This is a genomic window from Acinetobacter portensis (genome assembly GCF_010646905.1).
GTDB classification, from domain to species: domain Bacteria; phylum Pseudomonadota; class Gammaproteobacteria; order Pseudomonadales; family Moraxellaceae; genus Acinetobacter; species Acinetobacter portensis.
In genome coordinates this window covers 2,529,072-2,554,670 of sequence record NZ_JAAARQ010000002.1, presented here as the reverse complement: position 1 = coordinate 2,554,670, position 25,599 = coordinate 2,529,072, and the positions used below count along the sequence as shown (strand labels likewise).

Sequence of the window (25,599 nt, the reverse complement as noted above, 5' to 3'; positions counted from 1 at the left end):
CAGTTTTTCATAAAACAGGTTTTAATTTATAAAAAAAGATCCAACAATGCTTTCTCTAATCTTTTATATCTGCTAATAATAAAACCAATTCATCGACCTGATTTAGTTGTAATAATTTTGGTCTAAATAACTCAAAGCCATGATCACGCATATATTGCTGAATCACACTATTTCTTTTCACGTATTTCATAGACCAATCTACAAAATGCTGCTTTTCAATCGGCTTATATTCAAAAAGTGTAAAGCCTTTATGGCGATTATCCTTTTTAATCATTTCACATAAAACATCTAAATCAGCCTTATCCCCTTCCAAACATTGAAAAAAATAACCGTCTGCAAAATAAAGAACACCTGTAATTTGATGTCTAACATTAAAATCACGCGCTTCTTTCAATGTATTCCTAAGATCTTCTAATAATTTTTCACCATCCGATGTTGCACAACTGGCATAACATAATTGGTACATTTATGCTCCTCTTATTATTGTAAAAAATTACAATACTTTATCTAACCAACGTCATTACTTTAACAAAAAATACAGAAATTAATCGAAATAATCATGGGTTGGCTTAGGCAAATCTTGTAACCCCTTTTTCAATGTTTCAGACCATTGCTTGCTAATTTTTTCAAAATATTCATCTGATTCATTAATTCGCTTACCTTCTGGAAGGTTTAAGCTATCTTTTTTATAAACCAAAACATCAAGCGGCATTCCAACAGATACATTTGATCTGAGCGTTGAATCAAATGAAATAAGAGCGCATCGTAAAGCTTCATCTATTGGCATATCATAACTAAGTGCACGATCTAAAATTGGCTTACCATATTTACTTTCTCCAATTTGGAAAAATGGCGTGTCTTTGGTTGCGCTAATGAAGTTACCTTGCGGATAAATGTTATAAAGTTGCATAGGTTCTTCGCCTATTTGCCCACCCACAAGTAAACTACAATAATAATTACTTTGCTCTAACGTATCGGCTGTCACATCTGCAATGACTTTTCTAAGTGTGTGACCGACCAATTCAGCCACTTCAAACATCGTATTTACGCTATATAAATTAGGCTCTTGATTTAATGTTAACTGATTTTTTAAATAACCAATCACCGCTTGCGTTGTTGCCAAATTACCTGAAGTTTGAATGGTGAAAAAGCGTTTTCCCTCTATACCAAAGATATATAGTTTTCGAAAAACAGAAATATGATCTACACCCGCATTTGTACGCGTATCGCTGATAAAAACCAATCCATCTTTTAAACGTAGCGCACAACAATAAGTCATAACATCCTCTTTTTTATTTTTAACATGCTAAAACTTGCACAATAGAATGCATTGTTTCTAGCCCGCCCTTTTCGCGCATTCCACGAACAGGAGCAACATCCCAATAATCACGCCCAACAGCAACATAAATATGTGAACTAGGTGTAAATAATTGATTACTAATGTCGAAACAATACCATAAATCATTTAAAAAAACTTCTGCCCATGCATGACTCGCTAGGTGAGAAGTATTTGGTACAAATAAATAGCCAGATACATAACGTGCAGCAAGCCCTAAAGACTTACACATTGCAATAAAAACATGACTATGATCTTGGCAAACACCTTGTTGATGCTCAAAAGCATCTACTGCAGTCGTATTTACATTCGTCGTATAAGAGATATAAGGAATTCTTTCAAGAATTGCAGCAGCCAAATGCATCAAATTTTCACGGCTTACAACAGGCACATAACGGTGTGCAAATTCTTTCATTTCAGGATTACATAGAGTACTTGGCGTCGGTTGCATGAACAAATAAGGATTCATCTGATCATCTAAACCATTTTCAGATGTTAAATTTAGCTCTACGATTCCTTGTGCCATAATGGTCATTTGCTGATATGCAAAACGCTGTGAACTTGTAATCCAAATATTATTAAAAGCATCTCGCTTCATTTGCATTTCACCAGGAACACTAATATCCCAAGATTTCACGTTCTGATGGCTATTATTAAATGGCATCATTTTAATATATTGAATACTATTCGACGCTTCTTCACTATAACTATAATGCGTTTGATGATTTACCATGAGTCTCATGCATTCACCTCGAACATTTGATGAACTTGATCACTGAACCGATAAAAATTTTCCGAACTTGAAGAGTTTTGTAAGTCTCTCCAAGTATCTGCTAATGAATCCCAACCTAGTTCTTCCAGCAATTTAACGACAATGCTTAACGCCTGTAAAGCTGCACTTAAATTTTGATTTAAACGTATTTGCCTATCAATTTGCTCGATGCTTTGCCCTAATTTAAAAAATAGAAATACATCATGTGACTCAGCTTCTAAAACATCTAAACACTCACCCACCACATCACAAATGTATCCCGGATTTTCACTTGCCGTTTTAATCAGCTGATTTAATTCTGCATAGCCATACGCTGTAAGCACACCACGTAATTCGTGAATATTATCTTTTGCGTAAAGAAACTGCTGTTTAAATGAAACAGCATGACTTTCGTTTAAAACAAGTTCATTTAAAGACATTGCATCAAATGCAGGTAAACAAAAAGCTTTTGCATATTCTGCTGCTTCAGCATCTTCTTTAAATGGAAATTGATGACACAAATATTGAATACGTGAAATATAACGTCCCAACCAAAAAATATATTCTGCACTAGAATTTAATAAAATCATTCTTATCTCCTCAGTATCGCAAACTTATGAATGTAAAGAATCGACAACCCATGTGTCTTTAATACCGCCACCTTGAGATGAGTTCACCACCAAAGAACCTTCTTCCATTGCGACACGTGTTAAGCCACCTGGAACAATTTCAGTCCTATACGGAGAACTCAACACAAATGGACGTAAATCAATATGGCGTTCCGCAATACCTTTTTCAGTTAAAGTTGGAGATACAGAAAGTTCTAACGTAGGCTGTGCAATATATAAATGCGGCGTTGCTATGAGTTTATCTCTAAAAATAGCCAATTCTTTTTCACAGGCATGCGGTCCAATCAACATGCCGTAACCACCCGAACCTTGCGCTTCTTTTACCACTAATTTTTCAAGATTTTCCAAAACATAATCTAAATCTTGTTGTTCACGGCATTGATACGTTGGTACATTTTTAAGAACAGGTTCTTCGCCCAAATAAAAATGAATCATTTTATCGACATAAGGATAAATAGATTTATCATCTGCTACACCTGTTCCCGGTGCATTTGCAATCACCACATTGTTTTGCAAATACGCAGACATTAATCCCGGAACACCGAGCGTACTATCAGGCTTAAAGCAAAGCGGATCGATAAAAGCATCATCCAAACGGCGATAAATCACATGAACTTGCTGACGACCACGAACAGTTTTGACATAAACCTTATCATTTTCAACAAATAAGTCTTTTGATGTCACCAATGGCACATCCATTTCTCGTGCTAAAAATGCGTGTTCATAATAAGCACTGTTATATCTACCCGGAGTCAACACCACTATCATCGGGCGATCGACATAAGCATTTTCCGCAAGAATCTCTCTGAGTAATTGCGGATATTGCTCTATGGCTGAAATATTGTTTTGCTTACACAACTCAGGCATCAGCTTTTGACTAATTTTTCGCCCTTCTAGCATATAAGACACGCCTGATGGTGTTCTTAAATTATCCTCAAGCACATAAAAGTCACCTACTTTGTCTCGAATAATATCAATACCACTAATTTGACTATATATTTTCCCTTTTAAGTCATGTGCATACATATGTGGTTGATATGCCTCATGTGTAAGCACTTGAAGCTCAGGAACAATTCCTGCTTTTAGAATTTCTTGTTGATGATAAATATCATGTAAAAATAAATTAAGTGCACGAACCCGTTGCGAGCAACCTAAAGCAATTGTATTCCATTGTTTTTTAGCAATAATTCTTGGAATCACATCAAATGGAATGGTTCTCTCTGAACCATCTTGCTCTCCATATACCGAAAATGTAATACCTTCATATAAAAAATGTGATTTTGCAGCATCATTTAATGACTGCAAATCTGTAAGACTATGTTGAGATAGCCAGTTTTCTATTTTCTCACCAGCATTTCCCGACATCGTTTTATCATCAAACAATTCATTGAAAAATTGCTTTTTAATTTGTTCAAATAAGCCATGCGTATTTTTTCTAGTACTTGAATCTAACGTAGACCCAACATTCATTTGATTTGTAGCTACATCATCTAAAACTGTAGTAACAGCATGATCTTCTTTAAGCATACAAACCTCTTCATTGTAATTTTATGTAATTATGTGTAAGCAATTTAAATGCCAATTATTTTTCATATTGAATAAAACTTATTTAGTTTTTAAGGAAATTGCAAATTTAGAGTAAAAATTGATTGAATAGGATTTTGTTAAATTTACTTGCTAAAAGTAAGTAGTTTTCTTATTGTGTCCTGTATTCAAGCAATACTTTTTTCTCAATTCATCGTACTTTGATCTATTATGCAAGCACAAGAAAAAGAAACATCGAATACCTTATATCGCCAATGGCAAATTCTTTCACGCTTATCTACAGGAAAATGGATGGGTACGCGTGAGCTACAAGAAATTTTGCAACGCGAAGGCATTGATATTAGTTTGCGTACTATCCAACGTGACTTGAACCAAATATCGCAACGCTTTCCTATTGAAAATAACGGCACTGTGCCACAAGGTTGGCGTTGGCGAGCAGATGCACCTATTCAAAGTTTACCGCATATGACCAGCTCACAAGCGGTGACATTTATGATGGTTGAAGAGCATTTAAAGCATTTACTTCCGCCTAGTTTAGTTGAAGAAATGAATCCTTGGTTTGACCTCGCACGTCGTAGCCTTTCAACACAAAACAATGTACGCCAATGGATTAATCGTGTTCGTATTGTTCCTGCAAACCAACCACTTATTCCACCATTGGTTGAACGGGGTTCTCAGCAAGCCATTTATGAAGGCTTATTACAAGATAAGCAGCTTGAATGTGTTTATCATGCGCGTACTGTCGGTGCAGAAGAAAAAACTTATGTTCTCAATCCTTTAGCATTGGTTCAAAAAGGTGCGGTTATTTATTTAATATGCACTCGTTTAGACAAAACCGATATTCAAACTTTTGCGTTGCACCGTTTCAAGACAGCAAAAGTGCTAAATTCTCGTGCATTGCATCCTGTTGATTTTGATATAGATAAATATATTGAATCTGGTGCATTAGGCTTCCGTGTCGATTATTCTAAGCCCACAGATCTCATTGAGTTAAAACTAATAATGACAGATGTAAATGCTGCATATTTTGAAGAAAGCCAACTCAGTAAAGATCAGGTTTTAGAAGATTTAGGCAATGGTCTTGTTCAAGTTCAGGCTTCAGTTCCTTTTACATCTCAATTGGTTTGGTGGTTGCGTAGTTTTGGTAGTCGTATTCAAGATATTCAACCTATAGATGTTTATAACGCAGTTCATGAAATCGAAGATTAAAAAAAAGCCCCTTTCAAGGGGCTTTTATAGTTTTATATTTATATTGTTATCGTTCTTTGCGCTGTTGGTTTATAGAAATCGAAGCTTGTAAACAAGACAACCGACATTACAAACTTCATTGTTCTTTATATTTGTTATTTTACAGTTCAGTTTTAACATTGGCAGGCTAAATCTGAATTGTTATAACGAATACGCTTCATAGTCATGGTATTTACCTCGTGTTTTGAACATGAAGCTAATTTAAACTTTCCTATAATTTTTGTGAAATAAGTTGATGTGAAACTTAAATCACTTTTTATCTTTAAGAACTAATGTGTACTTTTTATACAAAAAATAGATAAGCCTTTTTACTTTTTCAATCAGATACTTAAATTCACCAATATTTCTCAGATAAAAATTCATTCATTAAAAAAGCCCGCATTATGCGGGCTTTTTATCACTTCAAAATCTTATGCAGATTTTTTAGCTTGGTTATTTTTACGAATTGTAATCATCACCAATTGAACCGCAGCAGGTGTAACACCCGGAATACGACTTGCTTGCGCTAAAGTTTCAGGACGAATATCTTTCAATTTCAAAGTAATTTCACGAGATAAACCAGAAACAACGTCATAATCAAAATCGGCAGGAATACTTGTTTCCTCAAGACGCTTCATTTGAGCAACATCTTCTTGCTGACGGTTAATATAACCTGCATATTTCACAGCAATTTCAATTTGCTCGCCCACAAATGGCGTAACTTCAGAACCCGTTAATTCTGCAATTTGAGCAAAGTTAATATTTGGACGTTTCAACAAATCAATTGCTGAACATTCTTTAGATAAATCTGCACCCGTCATTTCAACGAACTTTTTACCCATTGGGTTATTTGGCGCAGCCCAAAGGTGTTGCAAACGACCTGTTTCTTTCTCTACTGCTTCCATTTTGTCACAGTAAGAAGCCCAACGCTCATCATCTACAAGACCCATTTCACGACCAATCGCTGTTAAACGCTGATCGGCATTGTCTTCACGAAGCATCAAACGGTATTCAGCACGTGATGTGAACATACGGTACGGTTCTTTAGTACCTAAAGTAATGAGGTCATCAACCAATACACCCATATACGCTTCATCACGTTTTGGTGTCCATTGCTCTTGATCCCATGCACGACGCGCAGCATTCAAGCCTGCAAGTAAACCTTGTGCACCAGCCTCTTCATAACCAGTTGTACCGTTAATTTGACCTGCAAAATACAAGTTATTAATGGCTTTAGTTTCTAAAGAGAATTTCAACGCTTGTGGGTTGAAGTAATCGTATTCAATAGCATAACCCGGACGCATAATATGCGCGTTTTCCATACCACGAATTGAGCGAACCAATTCAAACTGAACATCGAATGGTAAAGATGTAGAAATACCATTTGGATAAAGCTCATGCGTGTCTAAACCTTCAGGTTCAATGAACACTTGATGCGAATCTTTATCTGCAAATTTATGAATTTTATCTTCAATCGATGGGCAGTAACGTGGACCAACACCTTCAATAACGCCTGTGTACATAGGTGAACGGTCTAAACCGCCACGAATAATGTCATGAGTGCGTTCATTGGTATGCGTAATATAGCAATTCACCTGTTCAGGATGCATAGATGCATCACCCATAAATGACATGGTCGGAGATGGGAAATCACCCGGCTGTGCTGTCATCACAGAAAAATCGACCGAACGTGCATCAATACGTGGAGGCGTACCTGTTTTTAAACGACCTACAGGTAAGTTCAATTCACGAAGGCGCGCAGCCAAAGAAATTGAAGGAGGATCACCCGCACGACCGCCAGAAGCGTTGTTTAGACCAATGTGAATCACACCGCCTAAGAATGTGCCTGTGGTTAATACAACCGTTTTCGCATCGAAGCGAACGCCCATTTGCGTTACAACACCTTTAACGGTATCGCCTTCAACAATTAAGTCGTCTGCTGCTTGTTGGAAAATATCTAAGTTGGCTTGGTTTTCTAATGTTTCACGAATCGCAGCTTTAAAACGCACACGGTCAGCTTGGGCACGAGTTGCTCGAACCGCTGCACCTTTACGTGAGTTTAGAATACGGAATTGAATACCGCCTTTATCGGCAGCAAGTGCCATTGCACCGCCCAAGGCATCAATTTCACGCACAAGATGCGATTTACCAATACCACCGATGGCTGGATTACAGCTCATCTGCCCTAAAGTCTCAATGTTATGAGTTAAGAGTAAGGTTTGTCGACCCATACGTGCCGCAGCCAATGCCGCTTCTGTACCTGCGTGACCACCGCCGATAACAATGACATCGTAAACTTTAGGATAATGCATAATGGTAAATGAGAGATAAAAATAATGACTGCAGATTGTAGCAAAAAATAGTGTCTAAGTTGACAATTTAAGTCGAATTTATCGTAATAAAAAAATACGTGATTCATACAATACTTTAAAAAAAGAATATTTCTCAAAACCGACCATTGCAGAGCAGTCACTTTTTAGTATTTACAAGCCCTATATAAGTATGGTTAATATCTATTTATATTCAAATAATTAAAAATTTATAAGCGACAAGCAAAGCATCTGGATGATGCGAAAACGATAAAATTAAAAGGAGTTTTATATGAATATGGGAATAATTACCGTTCTTCTACCTTTAGCACTTGCCATTATTATGATTGGCTTGGGTTTAGAACTCACCCTCAACGATTTCAAACGTGTATCTAAACATCCTAAAGCTGTACTCATTGCCCTATTCTGCCAATTAGTCATATTGGTGGCGCTTGCCTTTATTCTTTGTAAAGTGCTTTCCTTACCACCATTACTTTCCGTGGGCTTAATGTTGTTAGCAGCATCCCCTGGTGGTAGTACCGCAAACTTATTTAGCTATTTATTTAAAGGTGATATTGCACTGAATATTAGCCTAACAGCAATTAATTCAGTGATTGCAGCATTTACACTACCTTTAATAATGAATTTTGCAATTTTGCACTTTATGCAAGAAAGTCAGCAAATCTCTTTACAGTTTTCTAAAATCCTTCAAGTTTTTGCAATCATTATTATTCCTGTGGGCATTGGAATGTTGATTCGTCATTACGCACCAAAACTCACCGAGAAATTAAATAAACCATTACGAATATTTGCGGTGATCTTTTTAATTTCAATTATCGCCCTTGCTATTTTTGCAGAGCGTACAAACATCGCCACTTATTTAACCCAAGTTGGACTTGCAACAGCAATATTCTGTGCATGTAGTTTAGCCATTGGTTACTTTGTACCACGTGTTTTAGGTATTAGTAGTACTCAAGCACGTGCATGTGCCTTTGAAATTGGTATTCATAACAGTACATTAGCCATGACCATTGCATTAACTGTTATGGCGAATACAACGATTGCAATGCCTGCCGCAGTCTATTCAATTTTTATGTATGTTTTTGCTGCAATATTCGGCTTTATGATTACACGCACAAAAGAATCAACCAACGATATGACGTGATTAAATGAAATAAATTTAAAATCGGTGCAGTATCTTCTATTCACTGTGCCGATTTTCAAGCAGTCATCATGCAGATCGGCTACAATATGCAAGATATAAAATTTTTTAGGTTATTCCCGTGAAGTGGTTACAAATTCATATTACCGTTGATCAAGCACAAGTTGATTTTACAGAAACGCTTTTAGAATCTCTTGGCGCAGTAAGCGTGACTTTAGATGATGCTGAAAATCAAGACTTACTTGAACCACTTCCAGGCGAAACGCCACTTTGGAATAAAGTGATTGTTACAGGTATTTATGCTCAAGAAGATGATGAAGAAATAGATGTTGCTGCTTTAGAAACATTTATTCGCACTCAACTTCCTACAGAGCCTATGCGTAGCGAATTCATGGAAGACCAAGAATGGGAACGCACTTGGATGGATGCATACGAGCCAATCCAAATTGGTGAGAAATATTGGATTGTTCCTGAATGGATGCAACCACCCGAAGCAGATGCTGTAAATATTAAGTTAGATCCAGGTTTGGCATTTGGTACAGGTAACCATGCAAGTACATTCCTTTGCTTACAATGGCTTGGACAAACCGACGTAAAAGATAAAATTGTGATTGATTATGGCTGTGGTTCAGGTATTTTAGGTGTAGCAGCACTATTATTAGGTGCTAAAAAAGTATATGCGACCGATATTGACCCTCAAGCTGTTTTAGCAACAAAACAAAATGCTGAACTCAATGGCGTATTAGATAACTTATTTGTTGGTTTACCCGACGAGTTTAATGAAACACTAAAAGATCAAAAAGCAGATGTGTTTGTGGCAAATATTCTTGCTGGCCCACTCATGATGCTTGCACCACAATTTGCGACACTTGTAAAATCTGAAAGTGAATTTGCACTTGCAGGTGTTATTCAGGAACAAGTTGATGATGTTTCTAGCGTTTATTCTGAATTTTTTGATATATTGCAAGTTGAAACGCGCGACGAATACTGGTGCAGAATTTCCGGGAAACGTCATTCATTCTAATACCACTATTAGTATAAATTATGAGTGAAAAACAAACTAAATGTCCTGAGTGCTTATCTACTTATAAAGTAACTGTTCCGCAGCTTACTGCGGCTCAGGGCATGGTTTGTTGCCCTAAATGTGAAGCAACCTTTAATGCCATTTCATATTTAACATCTACTCTCTCAGATTCAAACGAGACAATCTCATATCAAGAAAATCGACCTGATCAGCACATTAACAATGAAGACATTTCATACACCCCGCTATTAGCAAAGAATGTTCTCAATATTTTTGAGCAAAAAGTTGAAAACTCTAATATCAATTTAAAAACATATCTTAATAATTTGAATGCGTTCAACCCTGAACCTATTAGTGCATTTCCCACTTTAAATTTAGCAAAAGATGCAGACTTTAATCCTGAAAAGAAAAACACGACGCGTTATTACACCATCTGGGGAATCATTAATTTTTCTTTAATCGCTATATTTGTACTTCAAATTGTAATGATTAACCCTAAAATGCTAAATAACAACTCTCTTATTAATAGTGCTTACACAAAAATATGTGGCATGTTCCAATGTGAAAGTTTAATTGAGCAATATAAGTTAGTAGATTTTGTAAATGTAAAAGTCACCCCTATTCATAAAACATCATCAAATGTTTCAGGTTACATTATTAACCACAATGAACACAGTTTAGCGCTACCTTTAGTAAGTATTACTTTCTTTAAGAATAATGTTGCAGTTCATTCTCAAACCTACCGCCCAAAAGAATACTTAATTAAAAGTCTTATTAATATTGAACGAATTCCTCAGAACAGCCCATTTAACTTCAATATTATTGCGCCTATAGACAAAAAAGACTTCGATAATTACCACTTGGAAATTATTCGCCCCTGAACATTGAAAAAAACTATTAAAAATTGCAAAAAAAAGTAAAAAAAATGCAGTTTTCTTGCTCACTTTTCCTTATACAATGGTATTATACGCGCCACGAAAGCTTTGTGCTGCAAACTCCTCGCAAAATTCACAACAAATACTGATCAACAAAATGCGCCTTATCAACCATAATGCGTATGAGTAGATTTTTTTGTTTTGATATTGGTCTGTAACAAATCTTTAACTATTGTTACGCTTAAATTTCGACCAAAGCCCTGAGTTGTGGCAAGCTATATACCAGTTTTAAAATATTCTGTTTTAGGATCTAAGACAGAATATTCGTTAAATTTTATAGACCATATTTATATATCACTTTACCCAAGTGATATTTGTTTCGGATTAATTCGCATGAATAGCAAATCTCCTATTTTTACTGCTCAATCTGATGTTGCTCTTCGTATTCACGTAGATCGCGCAGTTCGCCACTACTTTGCACAATTGCAAGGTGAGCAACCATCACAAGTTTACGACATGGTGTTGGCAGAAATGGAGAAACCTCTTTTATCTGTGGTTCTAGAATATACGCGAGGGAATCAAACCCGCGCTGCTGAGATTCTAGGACTTAACCGTGGTACTCTACGTAAAAAGTTGAAAGCTCACGGTTTAATGAGTGAATAAATGATAAAATGCTTGCGGCTTCCGCGGGCATTTTTTTTATCTGTATATTGGCTAATTTGTTTTAATCTGTTCCTTAAAGACTGTGACGAAGATCATGACTATGAAACGCGCTTTAATCTCTGTTTCCGACAAAACTGGTATTGTTGAATTTGCACAAGAACTTGCTGCTCTAGGGGTAGAAATTTTATCTACTGGTGGTACATACAAATTGTTGAAAGACAATAATGTTGCCGTAGTTGAAGTTTCAGAGCACACAGGTTTCCCAGAGATGATGGATGGTCGTGTTAAAACACTACATCCTAAAATTCATGGGGGTATCTTAGCTCGTCGTGGTCTAGACGAAGCTGTGATGGCTGAACATAACATTGATGCAATCGATTTAGTTGTTGTTAACCTTTATCCATTTGCTGCAACTGTTGCTAAACCAAACTGTTCACTTGCAGATGCGATTGAAAATATCGACATCGGCGGTCCTACAATGGTTCGTGCTGCTGCGAAAAACCATGCATCTGTAGGTATTGTTGTAAATGCATCTGACTATTCAACTGTAGTTGCTGAACTTAAAGCTGAGGGTGCTTTATCTCATGCGACACGTTTTGACTTAGCAGTTAAAGCATTTGAACATACAGCACAATACGATGGCATGATTGCTTCTTACTTAGGCGCTCGCGTAGGTAAAGAAGAAGGTCAAGCTGACAAATTTGCACGTACTTTCAATACTCAATTAAATAAAGTACAAGATCTTCGTTATGGCGAAAATCCACATCAATCTGCTGCTTTCTATGTAGAAGACACAGCTTCAGAAGCTTCTGTTTCAACAGCAACGCAGTTACAAGGTAAAGAATTATCTTATAACAACATTGCAGATACAGATGCTGCACTTGAATGTGTTAAATCTTTTGTAAAACCAGCCTGTGTTATTGTTAAACATGCAAACCCGTGTGGCGTTGCAGTTTCTCTAGATGGTATTCACGCGGCTTACGATCTTGCTTATGCAACAGATCCTGAATCTGCATTTGGTGGCATCATTGCATTCAACCGTGAATTAGACGTTGCAACTGCTCAAGCAATTGTTGACCGTCAATTCGTTGAAGTAATTATTGCACCTAGCATTGCTGAAGGCGTTCTTGAAGTAACAGGTGCGAAGAAAAACGTACGTGTACTTGTATGTGGCGAACTACCGAACATTGATGAACGTGCTGCACAACTTGACTACAAACGCGTAAATGGCGGCTTATTAGTTCAAGACCAAGACTTAGGCATGATCAAAGCGTCTGATCTTAAAGTTGTAACTAAACGCGCACCAACAGAAGCTGAAATTGATGACATGATTTTTGCTTGGAAAGTTGCGAAATACGTTAAATCTAATGCGATTGTTTATGCAAAAGGTCGTCAAACGATTGGTGTTGGCGCAGGTCAAATGAGCCGTGTAAACTCTGCTCGTATTGCTGCAATTAAAGCTGAACATGCAGGTTTAGTGGTTGAAGGTGCTGTAATGGCGTCTGATGCATTCTTCCCATTCCGTGATGGTATTGATAACGCTGCGAAAGCAGGTATCAAATGCATTATTCAACCGGGTGGTTCTATGCGTGATGAAGAAACAATTGCAGCTGCTGATGAAGCAGGTATTGCAATGGTATTCACAGGCATGCGTCATTTCCGCCACTAATTAATTATAAGTCGTATTTATAAATCCCCCTAAATCCCCCTTTTCAAAAAAGGGGGACTTTTCACGAAATAGAGTGTACTTTAACTTCGTGATACTCCTCCCTTTTTAAAGGGTGAGAATCCTCAGAATATATTCTGAGTTCGCAAGGGGGATTATCATTTTCGAGGGATTTTTTAAATGAATATTTTAGTATTGGGTAATGGCGGTCGTGAACACGCCCTCGCTTGGAAAATCGCACAAGACGATCAAGTAACAAAAGTATTTGTTGCACCAGGCAATGCAGGTACAGCAACTGAAAATAAATGTGAAAACGTAAACTTAAGCATTTTAGACAATGCTGCGATTATCGAATTTGCAAAAAATAATACTGTTGAAATGATTATTGTTGGTCCTGAAGCTCCCCTTGTAAATGGTGTTGTCGATGCTTGTCGCGCGGCAGGTGTTAAAGTTTGGGGTCCAACTCAATTTGCTGCACAACTTGAAGGCTCTAAAGCTTTCGCTAAACATTTCTTAAAACGCCACAATATTCCAACAGCTTTTTATGACGTATTTACAGAAGTAGATGCTGCTAAAGCCTTTGTTGAAAAAAATGGCGCGCCAATTGTGATTAAGGCGGATGGTCTTGCTGCGGGTAAAGGCGTCATTGTTGCCATGACCAATCAAGAAGCATTCGATGCGATTGATGACATGCTTTCAGGCAACAAATTTGGCGATGCAGGTTCTCGTGTTGTGATTGAAGAGTTCCTTGCAGGTGAAGAAGCATCTTTCATTTGCATGATTGATGGCGACAACATCTTGCCAATGGCAACATCCCAAGATCACAAACGTATTTTTGAAGGCGACCAAGGTCCAAACACAGGTGGTATGGGTGCTTACTCTCCTGCTCCTGTTGTAACTTCAGACGTGTTTGAAAAAGCAATGAATGAAGTGATGCGTCCAACTGTTGAAGGCATGAAAAAAGATGGTCATGTTTACACAGGTTTCTTATACGCAGGCTTGATGATTGATGAACAAGGTCAACCAAAAGTCATCGAATTCAACTGTCGTTTTGGCGATCCTGAAACTCAACCAATCATGATGCGCTTAAAATCATCTTTGGTTGATTTAGTTCAAGCAGGTTTAGACGGTAACTTACCTGCGGAAGCACAATGGGATGAGCGTAAGACTGTAGGTATCGTTTTAGCATCTAAAGGCTACCCTGAAACTTCAAGCAATGGCGATGTCATTACAGGTTTAGATACAGTTATGACTGATGCTAAAGTTTTCCATGCAGGTACTAAAGCCAATGATAATGGCGATATCTTAACTGCGGGTGGTCGTGTACTTTGCGTAACTGCGTTAGGTAATACGATTGGCGAAGCACAAGCAAAAGCTTTGGAACTTTGCGAAAAAGTAACGTTTGATGGTGTTCAATACCGTAAAGATATTGGTTACCGCGCAATTGCTCGTGAAAATGCTTAATCTAAATTTAGATTAAATAAAAACCCCGCTTAGTGCGGGGTTTTTTATGCCACAATTAAATCAACAATTTTATTTAAAAATTTAAAAAATGAATGATGAAGAAAAATTTTGTTTAAAAATAAGATTGATTGTAGGACTATGTACAGCAAAAGACATTCAATATTGGGCAGAAGCAACCCTTCTAAAAGACGTCCATAACGAATTTGCGCTTAATCTCTGTTTTATGGAATCAGCAGATAAAATTCAAAAATATTTTATCGAGATCAATCCGCAACTTTTAAAAATCGATACAGGAAAAATCGCTCTGTCCGTTTTAGAAGAATATGTACAAAAAAAGTTGCCACACAATTTAGATCATCAATATGAATATCATCTTGATAATTTAGTGTTTCTCTCCGAATACTTACATGAATTTAGCGACAAATTACATGAAGGCAATTTATATACCCACATCATTATCTATGATGATCAAATACAATTAGTTTCTAACACGACAGCTCAACATATATATAGAGAATTATATAAATTTCTACTTAAATGGCTTCAAAATGTACATACAATTTAATTTCAAAGTGACTAAAAATGATTAATTCATTAGAAAATGCTTTTCCTTTACATTGTAGGAATGACATCAATTCCATAAAAAATTATTTAGTTTTAGACGATATCGATGCATGTCGTAATATTACTTTGAATCAAAATTTCCTTCAAATTCCTTATCGAATTTATAATAAACCCTTAACGATGGCTCAACTCGATTCATTCACATGTCACCAACAACTCATAATAAATTGTATTTTTACGCGTCATCACAATGGATTTATCCGTCATGAAGTTATTAAAAATATTATGCAAATTCATCCCCTATTAGAAGAGGACGATTTTGTTATTCCTTATATTTTTATGCTCTTAGGCGAGTATGTTGTGGAAATTTGTGAGGATCTCTACCCGTATATAAAAGCAAATAAATCTGTTATTAATAAATTTATTCAGCAAAATAAAGAATTCTGTTATCTGACTTATCAAAGATCTGTAAGTTACTGGAATGAATATTATCGCCTATCTACATATAAATATTTACGTGACTATCCTGTTAGAAAAATTTTTGATCTCTTTCCTTTTGCATATAAAAGAAAGTCTTAAGTTTCCAAGCAACAAAACCCTCTTTCCCTCTTAAATAATAAGCAAAATGAAAATATATAGAGTTGCGATTGAACATAGAATACATATTTCTTTTACACAAGCATTTTATAAGGCTTCATTCATTCAACATTTTCATTTATAAGTTTACTTCTATATTCATTTTTCATCTTTATATCAGATAAAATCTTATAAAGATGAATAAAGACATTACTATTAAGCTAAATTAAATTAATATTTAGATAATTTATTGTTTTTAAATAAATTTAATAGAATAAATTACAACCCTTATTCAATAATTAAGCTAAGTATTCTGTTTTTCATCACTATATCGAATATTTATTTATTGTTATGATATTGCCAAGTTATGAACTGTTCCAAAGAAAACAAAATTTGCCTTTATTTAGTTCAATCTATAAAGTCATTGTTTAGTATGGAAACTGCCATATAAGTAATTGATTATTAAATAACGCTCACGTTAGCTTCAACACGCTAAGGCTTTATTTAACCTATAATCTCTCCAACATTGGTTATCGTAAATTTATCACTTATAAATTTACTTAGGACGAAGAAATGAAAAAAATTCTTGGACTTATTTTAGGTCTTACAGTTGGCTTAACAGCTTGTTCAAAGCCTGAAGCACCTGCAACTGAAGCAGCGCAAAAAGAAACAACAGAATTACAAAAAGTTGTTATGGCTTCTACAGGTTCAGATGCTGATATTTGGAACTTTATTGCAAAATTACCTGAAACGAAAGAAGCAGGTATTGATCTTCAAGTGAAAAGCTTTACAGATTACGTTGCAATGAATACCGCTGTTGCAAACAAAGAAATTGATATCAATGCATTCCAATCTTATGCATATCTTGTTGCATTCAATGCATCAAACAAAGATAAAATTGCACCTGTATCTACAACTTACTTAGAGCCAATGGGTATTTACTCAAGCAAAGTTAAAAAAGTTGAAGAGTTTGCAAATGGCGCAACAATTGCTATTCCAAACGATGCAGCAAATGAAGCACGTGCTTTACTTCTTCTTCAATCTGCGGGTTTATTGAAATTAAAAGCTGACTTTGACCCTGCAACTGGTACACCAAACGACATCACTGAAAATGCTAAAGCAATTGTGATTAAACCTATTCAAATGGCAACTGCTGTACGTGTTAAAGACGAAGTAGATGCAATTGTTTTAGGTAATACACTTGCACTTGAAGGTGGTTTAAACGTTCTTAAAGATTCTGTTTTTTATGAGCCAGTTGACCAAAGTACAAAACTTAACGTGAATGTTCTAGCTGTTGTTGCAGATCGTGCAAATGATCCTGTATTACAAAAAGTTGGTGCTTTATATCATACTGAAGCCGCTCAAAAGTTCATTAAAGAGAAATTTGAAGGTACTAAAGTTGACGTAAATAAACCAATCAGCTATTTAACTGAAACTAAATAGTAATATAATTAATAATAACTAAAACAGGCAAATCTCTTTGCCTGTTTTTCATTCCAGATTAATTTTGACGATATGATTGAATTTAAAAATATTTCCAAGCATTACACGCTCAATGGCCAAACTATTCGTGCCTTAGATCAGATCAACCTTCAAATTCCAGATGGCAGTATTTTTGGCATCATTGGCTATAGCGGAGCTGGTAAAAGTACTTTAATCCGTCTGATTAATCTTTTAGAACGTCCAAATGACGGTCAAGTGATTATCAATCAAACCGATTTCACCGCTTTAAGCGCTTCTGAACTTCGTAGCGAACGTGCCAATATTGGCATGATTTTTCAGCACTTCAATTTACTGCAAACCAAAACGGTTTCTGCAAATATTGAAATGCCAATGAAACTGTTGGGCTACAGCAAAGCTGAGCGTGAAAAACGTTTAAATGAATTATTAGAATTTATTGACCTTAAACATAAAGCCAATGCCTACCCAGATGAACTTTCGGGTGGTCAAAAGCAACGTGTTGGTATTGCCCGTGCCCTTGCCAATCATCCTAAAATTTTACTTTGCGATGAAGCAACAAGTGCACTAGATCCTCAAACAACTAAATCTGTTTTAGCTTTATTGAAAAAAATCAATAAAGAGCACGGTATTACCATCGTAATGGTTACCCATGAAATGGACGTAATTGAAACTGTTTGTGACTATGTGGCTGTAATGGAACAAGGTAAGGTCATTGAATCAGGTTCAACTTTAGAAATTTTTAGTCAACCGAAACATCCTACAACCAAAAATTTCATTCAAACAGTTTTACAGCAACAATTACCTGTAAATATTTTGAGTAATTTAGAAAATCAAAATCATAACAGTGTGTATTGCCTTAAATTCTTAGGTAGTTCTGCACAAGAAACAGTTATTCAGGCAGTTATTAAACAGTTTGATATTAGTTTGAATATTCTTTTTGCCAATATGACCGAAATTAACGGTACTGTGATTGGACAAATGTTTATTCAACTTCTAGGTGATGATGCACTTATTCAACAAGCCATCGATTTCTTAAGATCTCACGGCGTAGAAGTTGAACAATCAGGAGTAATCGCATGAGAGAGCTCATTGTTCAATTACTGACACAAATGACAGCACCGTTTTGGACTAGTTCAGTTTCAATGGATCAGTTTGTTACCGCATTACAAGAAACATTTAGCATGGTGTTTTTTGCAATGATTTTTGGAACAATCTGGGGCTTCATTCAAGGGATTATTCTTGTTATGACGCGTGCAGACGGTATTTTGCCCAACTCTAAAATTTATTATGGCTTAAACCCAATTATTAATGCATTGCGTTCATTACCTTTCATTATTTTAATGATTGCGGTTTATCCTTTAACAAAATTTATTACAGGTACAACCATTGGTACTTGGGCTGCAATTGTGCCTTTAACCATTTATGTCGGGCCATATATTGGTCGCTTGGTTGAATCTTCTTTGCTTGAAGTGAATAGCGGTATTGTTGAATCTGCTCAAGCAATGGGTGCAACACCATTACAAATCGTGTTTAAGTTTATTGTTCCTGAAGCACGTAGCTCGCTTATTTTAAACTTAACCACTGCCCTCATTAGTTTAATTGGCGCAACTGCAATGGCTGGTGCAATTGGTGCAGGCGGTATTGGTGACCTTGCTATTTCATATGGTTATCAACGCTTTGATGATAGCGTGATTTATTTAACCGTAATTGTGCTGATTATTCTGGTTCAAATTGTTCAGTCTTTAGGTGAATGGTTATCTCGTTTAAGATAATACCTATTGCAGATTTTTTTCTTGATGAAATTTGAAAAATAAAAGCCCTCAATTGAGGGCTTTTATTTTAGCTCATCTATTTTATCGTTTAGAAAAACCATCAAGATCTCCCGCCTTTTTAGATAAAACATCCAAATTCTATAGTTTTTCATTTGTTAATGTTTTGATCATGTTATATTTCTATAAAATATTAGATAAAACTTCATCAATTCAATTCAATTACACTCAGAATAACAATAGAGCGTGCTAAAATAGCGGGTGTTTTTGCAGGGACTCATTTATGCACTTTGTACATCTTGGTATTCAAACAGAATTTTCAATTACGGAATCTATTGTTCGTATACCTGAACTTGTTAAAGTTGCAGCAGATGATCAAATGCCTGCACTTGCCATTACCGATTTATCAAATTTACATGCTGCGGTAAAGTTTTATCAGAAATGCTTGGGCAAAGGCATTAAACCTATTTTAGGTGCAACATTACGTTTAAATGATGCAGAGCATCGTGTTGCTTTATTGTCTATGACCAATAAAGGCTGGCGCAACCTCACTGAACTTGTCTCTGAAGGTTATATTTCAGGACAACAACTCGATATTCCTTGTGTAAAAAAAGAATTAATTTTAGAACAAAACCAAGACTTAATTGTTCTTTTAGGCATGCAAAGTGATGTCGGCAAAATGCTATGTACATCTAATCCGCAAAAAGCCGAACCACTATTAGAAGAATGGGTTGAAAAATTTGGTAATCGAGTTTACTTCGCGCTCTCTCGTACAAATCATTCTGGTGAAGAAGATTTCATTCACGAAGCGGTAAAACTCGCAAAAAAATATAATATTGGTGTTGTTGCACATAATGATGTTCACTTTATTAAAAGTGAAGATTTTGAAGCACATGAAGCACGTGTATGTATTGCAGATGGTTATGTGCTTGGCGATAATCGCAGACCAAAAAGTTACACCCCAGAGCAATATTTCAAAACATCTGAGCAAATGATTGAGCTGTTTTCGGATATTCCTACAGCAATTGAAAATACGTATCACATCGCAAAACGTTGTAACGTAACATTACGTTTAGGTTTTAACGACTTACCCGATTATCCAATTCCTGAAGGTCATACCATTGGCTCATTCTTCGCACATTTATCGGAAGAAGGCTTAGAGGAACGCTTAGATTTCCTTTATCCACCTGAAAAGCGTGGAGATGATTGGGCTGAAATTCGCAAACCTTACGATGAACGTTTAGCTTTTGAAGTTAAAATCATTCTAGATATGGGCTTCCCCGGCTACTTCCTTATTGTCATGGACTTTATTCAATGGTCTAAAGGCAATGGCGTACCTGTAGGCCCAGGTCGTGGTTCGGGTGCAGGTTCACTTGTAGCTTATAGCTTAAAAATTACCGATCTTGATCCATTACGTTATGACTTACTTTTCGAACGTTTCTTAAACCCAGAACGTGTATCCATGCCCGATTTCGACGTCGATTTCTGTATCGCAGGTCGTGACCGTGTTATTGACTATGTTGCACGTACCTATGGTCGAGATGCTGTATCGCAAATTGCAACTTTTGGTACTATGGCTGCCAAAGGTGCAATTCGAGATGTTGCCCGTGTATTGGGTAAATCTTATGGTTTAGCCGACCGTATTTCAAAAATGATTCCAACCAAACCTTTAGGTTTGAGTTTAGAAGAATCAATTGAAGCAGAACCTCAACTTAAAGATATTGTGACTAACCCATCTAACCCAGATAACGATGATGCATCTGAAATTTGGGAAATGGCACTCAAGCTTGAAGGTATTACCCGTAATACAGGTAAACACGCAGGTGGTGTTGTCATTGCACCTACCAAGCTAACTGACTATTCGGCTGTCATGTGTGATGCAGATGGTACAGGACGTGTTGCACAATTCGATAAAGACGACGTGGAAGCCGCAGGCTTAGTGAAGTTCGACTTCTTGGGTTTGCGTAACTTAACTGTTATTGAAGATGCGATTAAGCATATTAATGCACGCACAGACGTAACAGAACCTGTGAATATTTCATATATTCCATTAGACGATAAACCTGCATACGAAATTTTTGCAAAGGCAAACACAACAGCGGTATTCCAGTTTGAATCCGTGGGCATGAAAAAAATGCTCAAGGAAGCACGCCCAAGTAAATTCGAAGAAATTATTGCCTTTGTATCGTTATATCGTCCAGGTCCAATGGATCTTATTCCAGACTTTATTCACCGTATGCATGGTGGCGATTTTGAATACTTACATCCACTGTTAGAAAAAGTACTCGAACCGACTTACGGTATTATGGTTTACCAAGAACAGGTTATGCAGGCAGCACAGTTCTGTGCAGGCTATAGCTTGGGTGGTGCAGACTTACTTCGTCGTGCCATGGGTAAGAAAAAACCTGAAGAAATGGTGAAACAACGCCAAATCTTTATTAAAGGTGCTGCTGAAAAAGATATTGATGAAGCAACAGCGAACCATATTTTCGACTATATGGAAAAATTCGCAGGCTATGGTTTTAACAAATCACATGCTGCCGCTTATGCCCTCGTCGCTTATCAAACAGCGTGGTTAAAAGCGCATTATCCTGCTGAATTCATGTCAGCCGTTTTAACCTCTGAAATGCAGAACACAGACAGTATTGTGTTCTTAATTGATGACTGTCGTATTAATAAGTTAGAAGTGCTTCCACCTTCTATCAACATGTCTATATACCAATTCCATGCAAGTAGCCCATCAACCATTGTTTATGGTTTAGGTGCAATTAAAGGCGTTGGTGAGGCTGCAATGCAGTCTGTCATCGATTCACGTATTCAAGATGGTCCATATAAGGATTTATTCGATTTCTGCCATCGTGTAGACATGAAAAAAATCAATAAACGTACCTTAGAAGCGCTGATTCGTGCAGGTGCAATGGATTGTTTAGGCATTGAACGTGCAAGTCTAATGGCACAACTTCCAGAAGCTGTTCAAGCAGCAGATCAGGCTCGTTCGAATCGTGAAACAGGTATTATGGATTTATTTGGTGAGGTTGAAGAAGTTCAACGTAAACCTGCAAAACCCGTAAAACCTTGGTCAGATGAAGTTCGCCTAAAAGGTGAAAAAGACACTTTAGGATTGTACTTAACAGGACATCCTATAGATGTTTACAGAACAGAACTTAAATCTTTTGTATCGAATAAAATTAATGAATTAACACCAACACGTCGTGGCGTAACCACAGTATTTGCAGGTTTAGTGGTAGATATTGCCAACTTCCCTAACCGCATGATGGTCACACTTGACGATGGCACAGCACGTATTGAAATTTCAGCCAATCACGAACGTTTCCAACGTTTTAAAGATGTGATTGTGAATGAAAAAGTTGTGGTGATTGAAGGTGAAATTTACGAGCGTGAAGGCTTTGACCGCCCTATGGGTCGTTTAACCAAAGCATTTAACCTCAATGAAATTCGCCAAAAACGTGCCAATAGTATTCAAATTAAATTAGCACCTGAACATATCAGCAAAACTTTAAATAAAGATCTGCAAAATATGCTTCTTCCGTACTGTAATGTCGATATGCATACGCACATTCCTGTACAGTTAAAACTTGATTTTGCATATGCTTCAACCGAATTGCATCTGGGAATAAACTGGAAAGTTGCACCTTTAGATGAACTTCTCAGTAAAGTAAGAGACTATTTCGGTAAAGAAGCCTTACACATTGAATATCAAGTGAAATCGAAAGCTGCAAAAGTCGTAAGCTACGAAGCTACAAAACCTACTCAAATTGCACCTCCACCAGATGGTATGTCTATGGATGATGCAATGGAACAATATCAGGCTGAAGCCGAACAATTTTCTTAAAATTAAGACTGTCAAATTGGAATTATTATGAGTCATATTGACAATGCTGCTGTTTCAGCACATCTCTCCCATGTGCGTATTGTCATGGTAAACACCACACTACCTGCAAATATTGGGAGTGCTTTACGTGCAATGAAAACCATGGGCTTATCTAAGCTTGTTTTGGTTGCACCAAAAACATATCCGCATCCAGATATCAATGCACTTGCAGCAGGCGCAACCGATTTAATCGACAATATTGAAATAGTAGACACTTTAGAAGATGCCATTAAAGATTGTCACATTGTATTTGGTACAAGCGCACGTAGCCGCACAATTCCTTGGCCACTTTTAGATGCACGCCCTGCGGCTGAAAAATCATTAAAAGCCGTAATAAATGACAAACAAGAAGTTGCTGTTGTTTTTGGTCGTGAAGATCGTGGTTTAACCAATGATGAACTTGCTCTTGCAAACTTTCATGTGACCATTCCTGTAAATACAGATTATGGCGTTTTAAATGTTGCACAAGCCATTCAAGTCATTTGCTATGAAATGCGTATGGCAGCCATGGACACAATGGGCAAAGAAGTTGATCTTGAAGCGACCATGCATGTAACAGATACCGAAGATATGCAATGGGATGAACCACTTGTAACACATGAACAAATGGAACAGTTTTATCCGCATATTGAAAAAATGTTAGCTGAAATTGAGTTTTTAGACCCTAAAAACCCACGATTACTTCCTTTACGCTTGCGTCGTCTATTTGGTCGTATACAATTAGATCGTATGGAATATCATTTACTTCGTGGCATATTTAGCCGTGTTCAGGCATTAAATAATGGCACATGGAAACAGTCGAAGTCTGAAAAATAATGGGGATCAATCCAATGCTAAAACAGCTTAAAGAAGATATAAACGCTGTCTTCGCGCGCGATCCTGCCGCACGAAACACACTTGAAGTCTTAACCACATATCCTGGCATTCATGCATTAATCATGCATCGTGTTGCACATGAATTATGGAAAAAAGACTGTAAAGGATCAGCACGTTTACTTTCTTCATTTAGCCGTTTTTCAACTGGTATTGAAATCCACCCTGGCGCTAAAATTGGTCGTCGCTTTTTTATCGATCATGGCATGGGTGTTGTGATTGGTGAAACTGCTGAAATTGGCGATGATGTGACGCTTTATCATGGCGTGACATTGGGCGGCACAACGTGGAACAAAGGTAAACGCCATCCGACACTTGAAGATGGTGTGGTTGTAGGCGCAGGTGCAAAAATTTTAGGGCCTTTTACTGTGGGTAAAAACTCTAAAGTCGGTTCAAATGCTGTGGTAACAAAGGAAGTTCCTGAAAATACCACGGCTGTTGGAAATCCTGCGCGTTTTATCACGAAAAACAAACCCAGTGAAGAAGAAGCACGTCGTCGTGATTATGCAGAAAGCATTGGCTTCCAACCCTATGCTGCAACACAAGACCAATCTGACCCAATTCTTGATGGTATGCGTGTTTTATTGGATCGGATTCAACAAAATGAAAAACGGATGAATACATTATGTCAACGTTTATCCTTACTTGACCCTACATTCAAAAAGCAACATGTAAAAGAACAACCTTTTAGCGCGGAAGAATTGAAAATAATTGAAGATGTTAGACGTGAATGTGAAGCTCAAAGTAGCCAATCTAAAGCATAAGCGTTTGACTTCACAAATTAACAAGCCGTAACTTGCATATTTTTTTTCGTTTTTCTAGACTGATGAAACGAATAGATATGCTCCAAATCACACTTTAAAATAAATGAATGGATGAATCATGATGATGCTTAAGCCGTTGGCATGTACAGTACTATCAGCTGCACTTTTATCTGCTTGCTCAGTTCTACCAACAAGTAACGAACCAATCGTTTTCAAAGAACCATCCCTTTCTGCTCCATTTTATGCACTTAATCCATTTAATTATAATGAACCACCTGCATTTGAATTAGAGTTGAAAAAAGTAGGCTCAAGTAAAAATCGTTTAATTGTTCCTGCAACAAACAGTAAAACGCGTCAAGTTTCTTATGCAACATCGGCATCTAGCAACCAAATAGATGTGACTGAAATTGATGATTTTTTACAGTTAGTTGAGGGTAAAGCTCGTCATTACCCACCTCGCTTTACAGAACGCCAAGAACGTAAAGGCTTTGAAGCAAAACTAAAACAAGTCAATCAACAACTTGAAACTTTAACAGCAAATAACAATGCATCTTTTGATGTACTGATTCGCGCATTTAAAGCAAGTGTTATGGCACGCAACCTAGACTTAGGTTCTGCATATACCACTAAATCTATGGATTATGCACAACGTCTTCAAAAGTTAAATAAAGAAGATCCTGAACTTAACTTCTGGTTTGGTTTTGCACTATCTGAAGGTGGTGGTCAACGTGAAGCTATTCCATATCTAGATAAAGCAATGAAAGCTGGTGTTCAAGAAGCGTATCTTTCTGCAACAAACAATTATTTAGCAATGGAACAGAAGAAGAATGCTGTTCAAATTCTAAAAAATTATAAATTACAGTACTCACAAGAAGCACATGTAGCGGATCAACTTATTCAAGAAATTGAGAAGAAAGGTCGTTGGAATGTATGGCAAGTGATGAATCCATCTAAGTAATTTACTCTGTTAACAAATTAAGACCGTTTAGACGGTCTTTTTTTATATTTGTAGATTGAAATAATAACGAAAAATCGTATGATGAAATTTG

The 25,599-nt window shown here is 36.7% G+C and carries 22 protein-coding genes; 16 read left to right on the top strand and 6 right to left on the bottom strand.

What is annotated here, in order from left to right; translation table 11 throughout:
* Positions 1–55 precede the first annotated feature (55 nt).
* The 5 genes from GTK57_RS12105 to GTK57_RS12085 form a co-directional block, all read right to left on the bottom strand.
* Positions 56–466 carry a BLUF domain-containing protein gene (locus GTK57_RS12105; protein ID WP_152874539.1) on the bottom strand — a complete coding sequence of 137 codons (411 nt, stop codon included), beginning with the start codon at positions 464–466 and terminating at the stop codon, positions 56–58.
* A 78-nt stretch (positions 467–544) separates the two neighbouring features.
* Entirely contained in the window at positions 545–1,279 is a 735-nt protein-coding gene (locus GTK57_RS12100; RefSeq protein WP_152874538.1) for a proteasome-type protease, read from the bottom strand.
* Positions 1,280–1,298: 19 nt separating this feature from the next.
* Positions 1,299–2,078, bottom strand: coding sequence for a transglutaminase family protein (locus GTK57_RS12095; RefSeq protein ID WP_152874537.1), 780 nt, complete (start codon positions 2,076–2,078; stop codon positions 1,299–1,301).
* Positions 2,075–2,677 carry an alpha-E domain-containing protein gene (locus GTK57_RS12090; protein ID WP_152874536.1) on the bottom strand — a complete coding sequence of 201 codons (603 nt, stop codon included), beginning with the start codon at positions 2,675–2,677 and terminating at the stop codon, positions 2,075–2,077. Before GTK57_RS12090 ends, GTK57_RS12095 begins: the two co-directional genes overlap by 4 nt.
* A gap of 24 nt (positions 2,678–2,701) precedes the next feature.
* Entirely contained in the window at positions 2,702–4,186 is a 1,485-nt protein-coding gene (locus GTK57_RS12085; protein WP_378226906.1) for a circularly permuted type 2 ATP-grasp protein, read from the bottom strand.
* Between the two features lie 285 nt (positions 4,187–4,471).
* Here GTK57_RS12085 and GTK57_RS12080 point away from each other — a divergent pair, with 285 nt between their 5' ends.
* Positions 4,472–5,470 carry a helix-turn-helix transcriptional regulator gene (locus GTK57_RS12080; protein ID WP_152874534.1) on the top strand — a complete coding sequence of 333 codons (999 nt, stop codon included), beginning with the start codon at positions 4,472–4,474 and terminating at the stop codon, positions 5,468–5,470.
* 449 nt (positions 5,471–5,919) lie between these two features.
* Here the strand turns inward: GTK57_RS12080 and mnmG are convergent, their stop codons facing one another.
* The gene (gene mnmG / locus GTK57_RS12075) at positions 5,920–7,800 is read right to left on the bottom strand and encodes a tRNA uridine-5-carboxymethylaminomethyl(34) synthesis enzyme MnmG (RefSeq protein ID WP_152874533.1); all 1,881 of its coding nucleotides are present in this window, start codon (positions 7,798–7,800) and stop codon (positions 5,920–5,922) included.
* A 289-nt stretch (positions 7,801–8,089) separates the two neighbouring features.
* Here mnmG and GTK57_RS12070 point away from each other — a divergent pair, with 289 nt between their 5' ends.
* The 15 genes from GTK57_RS12070 (at position 8,090) to GTK57_RS12000 (ending at position 25,508) form a co-directional block, all read left to right on the top strand.
* Positions 8,090–8,962, top strand: coding sequence for a bile acid:sodium symporter family protein (locus GTK57_RS12070; protein ID WP_152874532.1), 873 nt, complete (start codon positions 8,090–8,092; stop codon positions 8,960–8,962).
* 118 nt (positions 8,963–9,080) lie between these two features.
* Positions 9,081–9,983: a 50S ribosomal protein L11 methyltransferase gene (gene prmA / locus GTK57_RS12065; RefSeq protein ID WP_163123841.1), complete on the top strand. Its 903-nt coding sequence runs from the start codon at positions 9,081–9,083 to the stop codon at positions 9,981–9,983.
* Positions 9,984–10,003: 20 nt separating this feature from the next.
* Entirely contained in the window at positions 10,004–10,864 is an 861-nt protein-coding gene (locus tag GTK57_RS12060; protein ID WP_152874531.1) for a DUF3426 domain-containing protein, read from the top strand.
* Positions 10,865–11,251: 387 nt separating this feature from the next.
* On the top strand, positions 11,252–11,521 hold the full coding sequence (gene fis / locus GTK57_RS12055) for a DNA-binding transcriptional regulator Fis (RefSeq protein ID WP_001086304.1): 270 nt from the start codon (positions 11,252–11,254) through the stop codon (positions 11,519–11,521).
* Between the two features lie 94 nt (positions 11,522–11,615).
* Positions 11,616–13,190, top strand: coding sequence for a bifunctional phosphoribosylaminoimidazolecarboxamide formyltransferase/IMP cyclohydrolase (gene purH, locus GTK57_RS12050; RefSeq protein WP_152874530.1), 1,575 nt, complete (start codon positions 11,616–11,618; stop codon positions 13,188–13,190).
* 177 nt (positions 13,191–13,367) lie between these two features.
* Complete coding sequence (gene purD, locus GTK57_RS12045; protein WP_152874529.1) at positions 13,368–14,651, top strand: phosphoribosylamine--glycine ligase; 1,284 nt, start codon at positions 13,368–13,370, stop codon at positions 14,649–14,651.
* A gap of 88 nt (positions 14,652–14,739) precedes the next feature.
* Positions 14,740–15,216, top strand: coding sequence for a hypothetical protein (locus GTK57_RS12040; RefSeq protein ID WP_152874528.1), 477 nt, complete (start codon positions 14,740–14,742; stop codon positions 15,214–15,216).
* Positions 15,217–15,233: 17 nt separating this feature from the next.
* The gene (locus GTK57_RS12035; RefSeq protein WP_152874527.1) at positions 15,234–15,794 is read left to right on the top strand and encodes a hypothetical protein; all 561 of its coding nucleotides are present in this window, start codon (positions 15,234–15,236) and stop codon (positions 15,792–15,794) included.
* A 570-nt stretch (positions 15,795–16,364) separates the two neighbouring features.
* The gene (locus GTK57_RS12030; RefSeq protein ID WP_152874526.1) at positions 16,365–17,234 is read left to right on the top strand and encodes a MetQ/NlpA family ABC transporter substrate-binding protein; all 870 of its coding nucleotides are present in this window, start codon (positions 16,365–16,367) and stop codon (positions 17,232–17,234) included.
* 72 nt (positions 17,235–17,306) lie between these two features.
* Positions 17,307–18,332 carry a methionine ABC transporter ATP-binding protein gene (locus GTK57_RS12025; RefSeq protein ID WP_152874525.1) on the top strand — a complete coding sequence of 342 codons (1,026 nt, stop codon included), beginning with the start codon at positions 17,307–17,309 and terminating at the stop codon, positions 18,330–18,332.
* Entirely contained in the window at positions 18,329–19,024 is a 696-nt protein-coding gene (locus GTK57_RS12020; protein ID WP_163123838.1) for a methionine ABC transporter permease, read from the top strand. Before GTK57_RS12025 ends, GTK57_RS12020 begins: the two co-directional genes overlap by 4 nt.
* Before the next feature lie 280 nt (positions 19,025–19,304).
* Positions 19,305–22,874 carry a DNA polymerase III subunit alpha gene (gene dnaE / locus GTK57_RS12015; protein ID WP_152874523.1) on the top strand — a complete coding sequence of 1,190 codons (3,570 nt, stop codon included), beginning with the start codon at positions 19,305–19,307 and terminating at the stop codon, positions 22,872–22,874.
* Between the two features lie 27 nt (positions 22,875–22,901).
* Positions 22,902–23,729, top strand: coding sequence for an RNA methyltransferase (locus GTK57_RS12010; RefSeq protein WP_152874522.1), 828 nt, complete (start codon positions 22,902–22,904; stop codon positions 23,727–23,729).
* 14 nt (positions 23,730–23,743) lie between these two features.
* On the top strand, positions 23,744–24,550 hold the full coding sequence (cysE, locus tag GTK57_RS12005) for a serine O-acetyltransferase (RefSeq protein WP_152874521.1): 807 nt from the start codon (positions 23,744–23,746) through the stop codon (positions 24,548–24,550).
* 121 nt (positions 24,551–24,671) lie between these two features.
* Positions 24,672–25,508, top strand: a complete 837-nt coding sequence (locus GTK57_RS12000) for an ABUW_2363 family tetratricopeptide repeat lipoprotein (protein ID WP_152874586.1) — start codon at positions 24,672–24,674, stop codon at positions 25,506–25,508.
* The last annotated feature ends 91 nt before the right edge of the window (positions 25,509–25,599 follow it).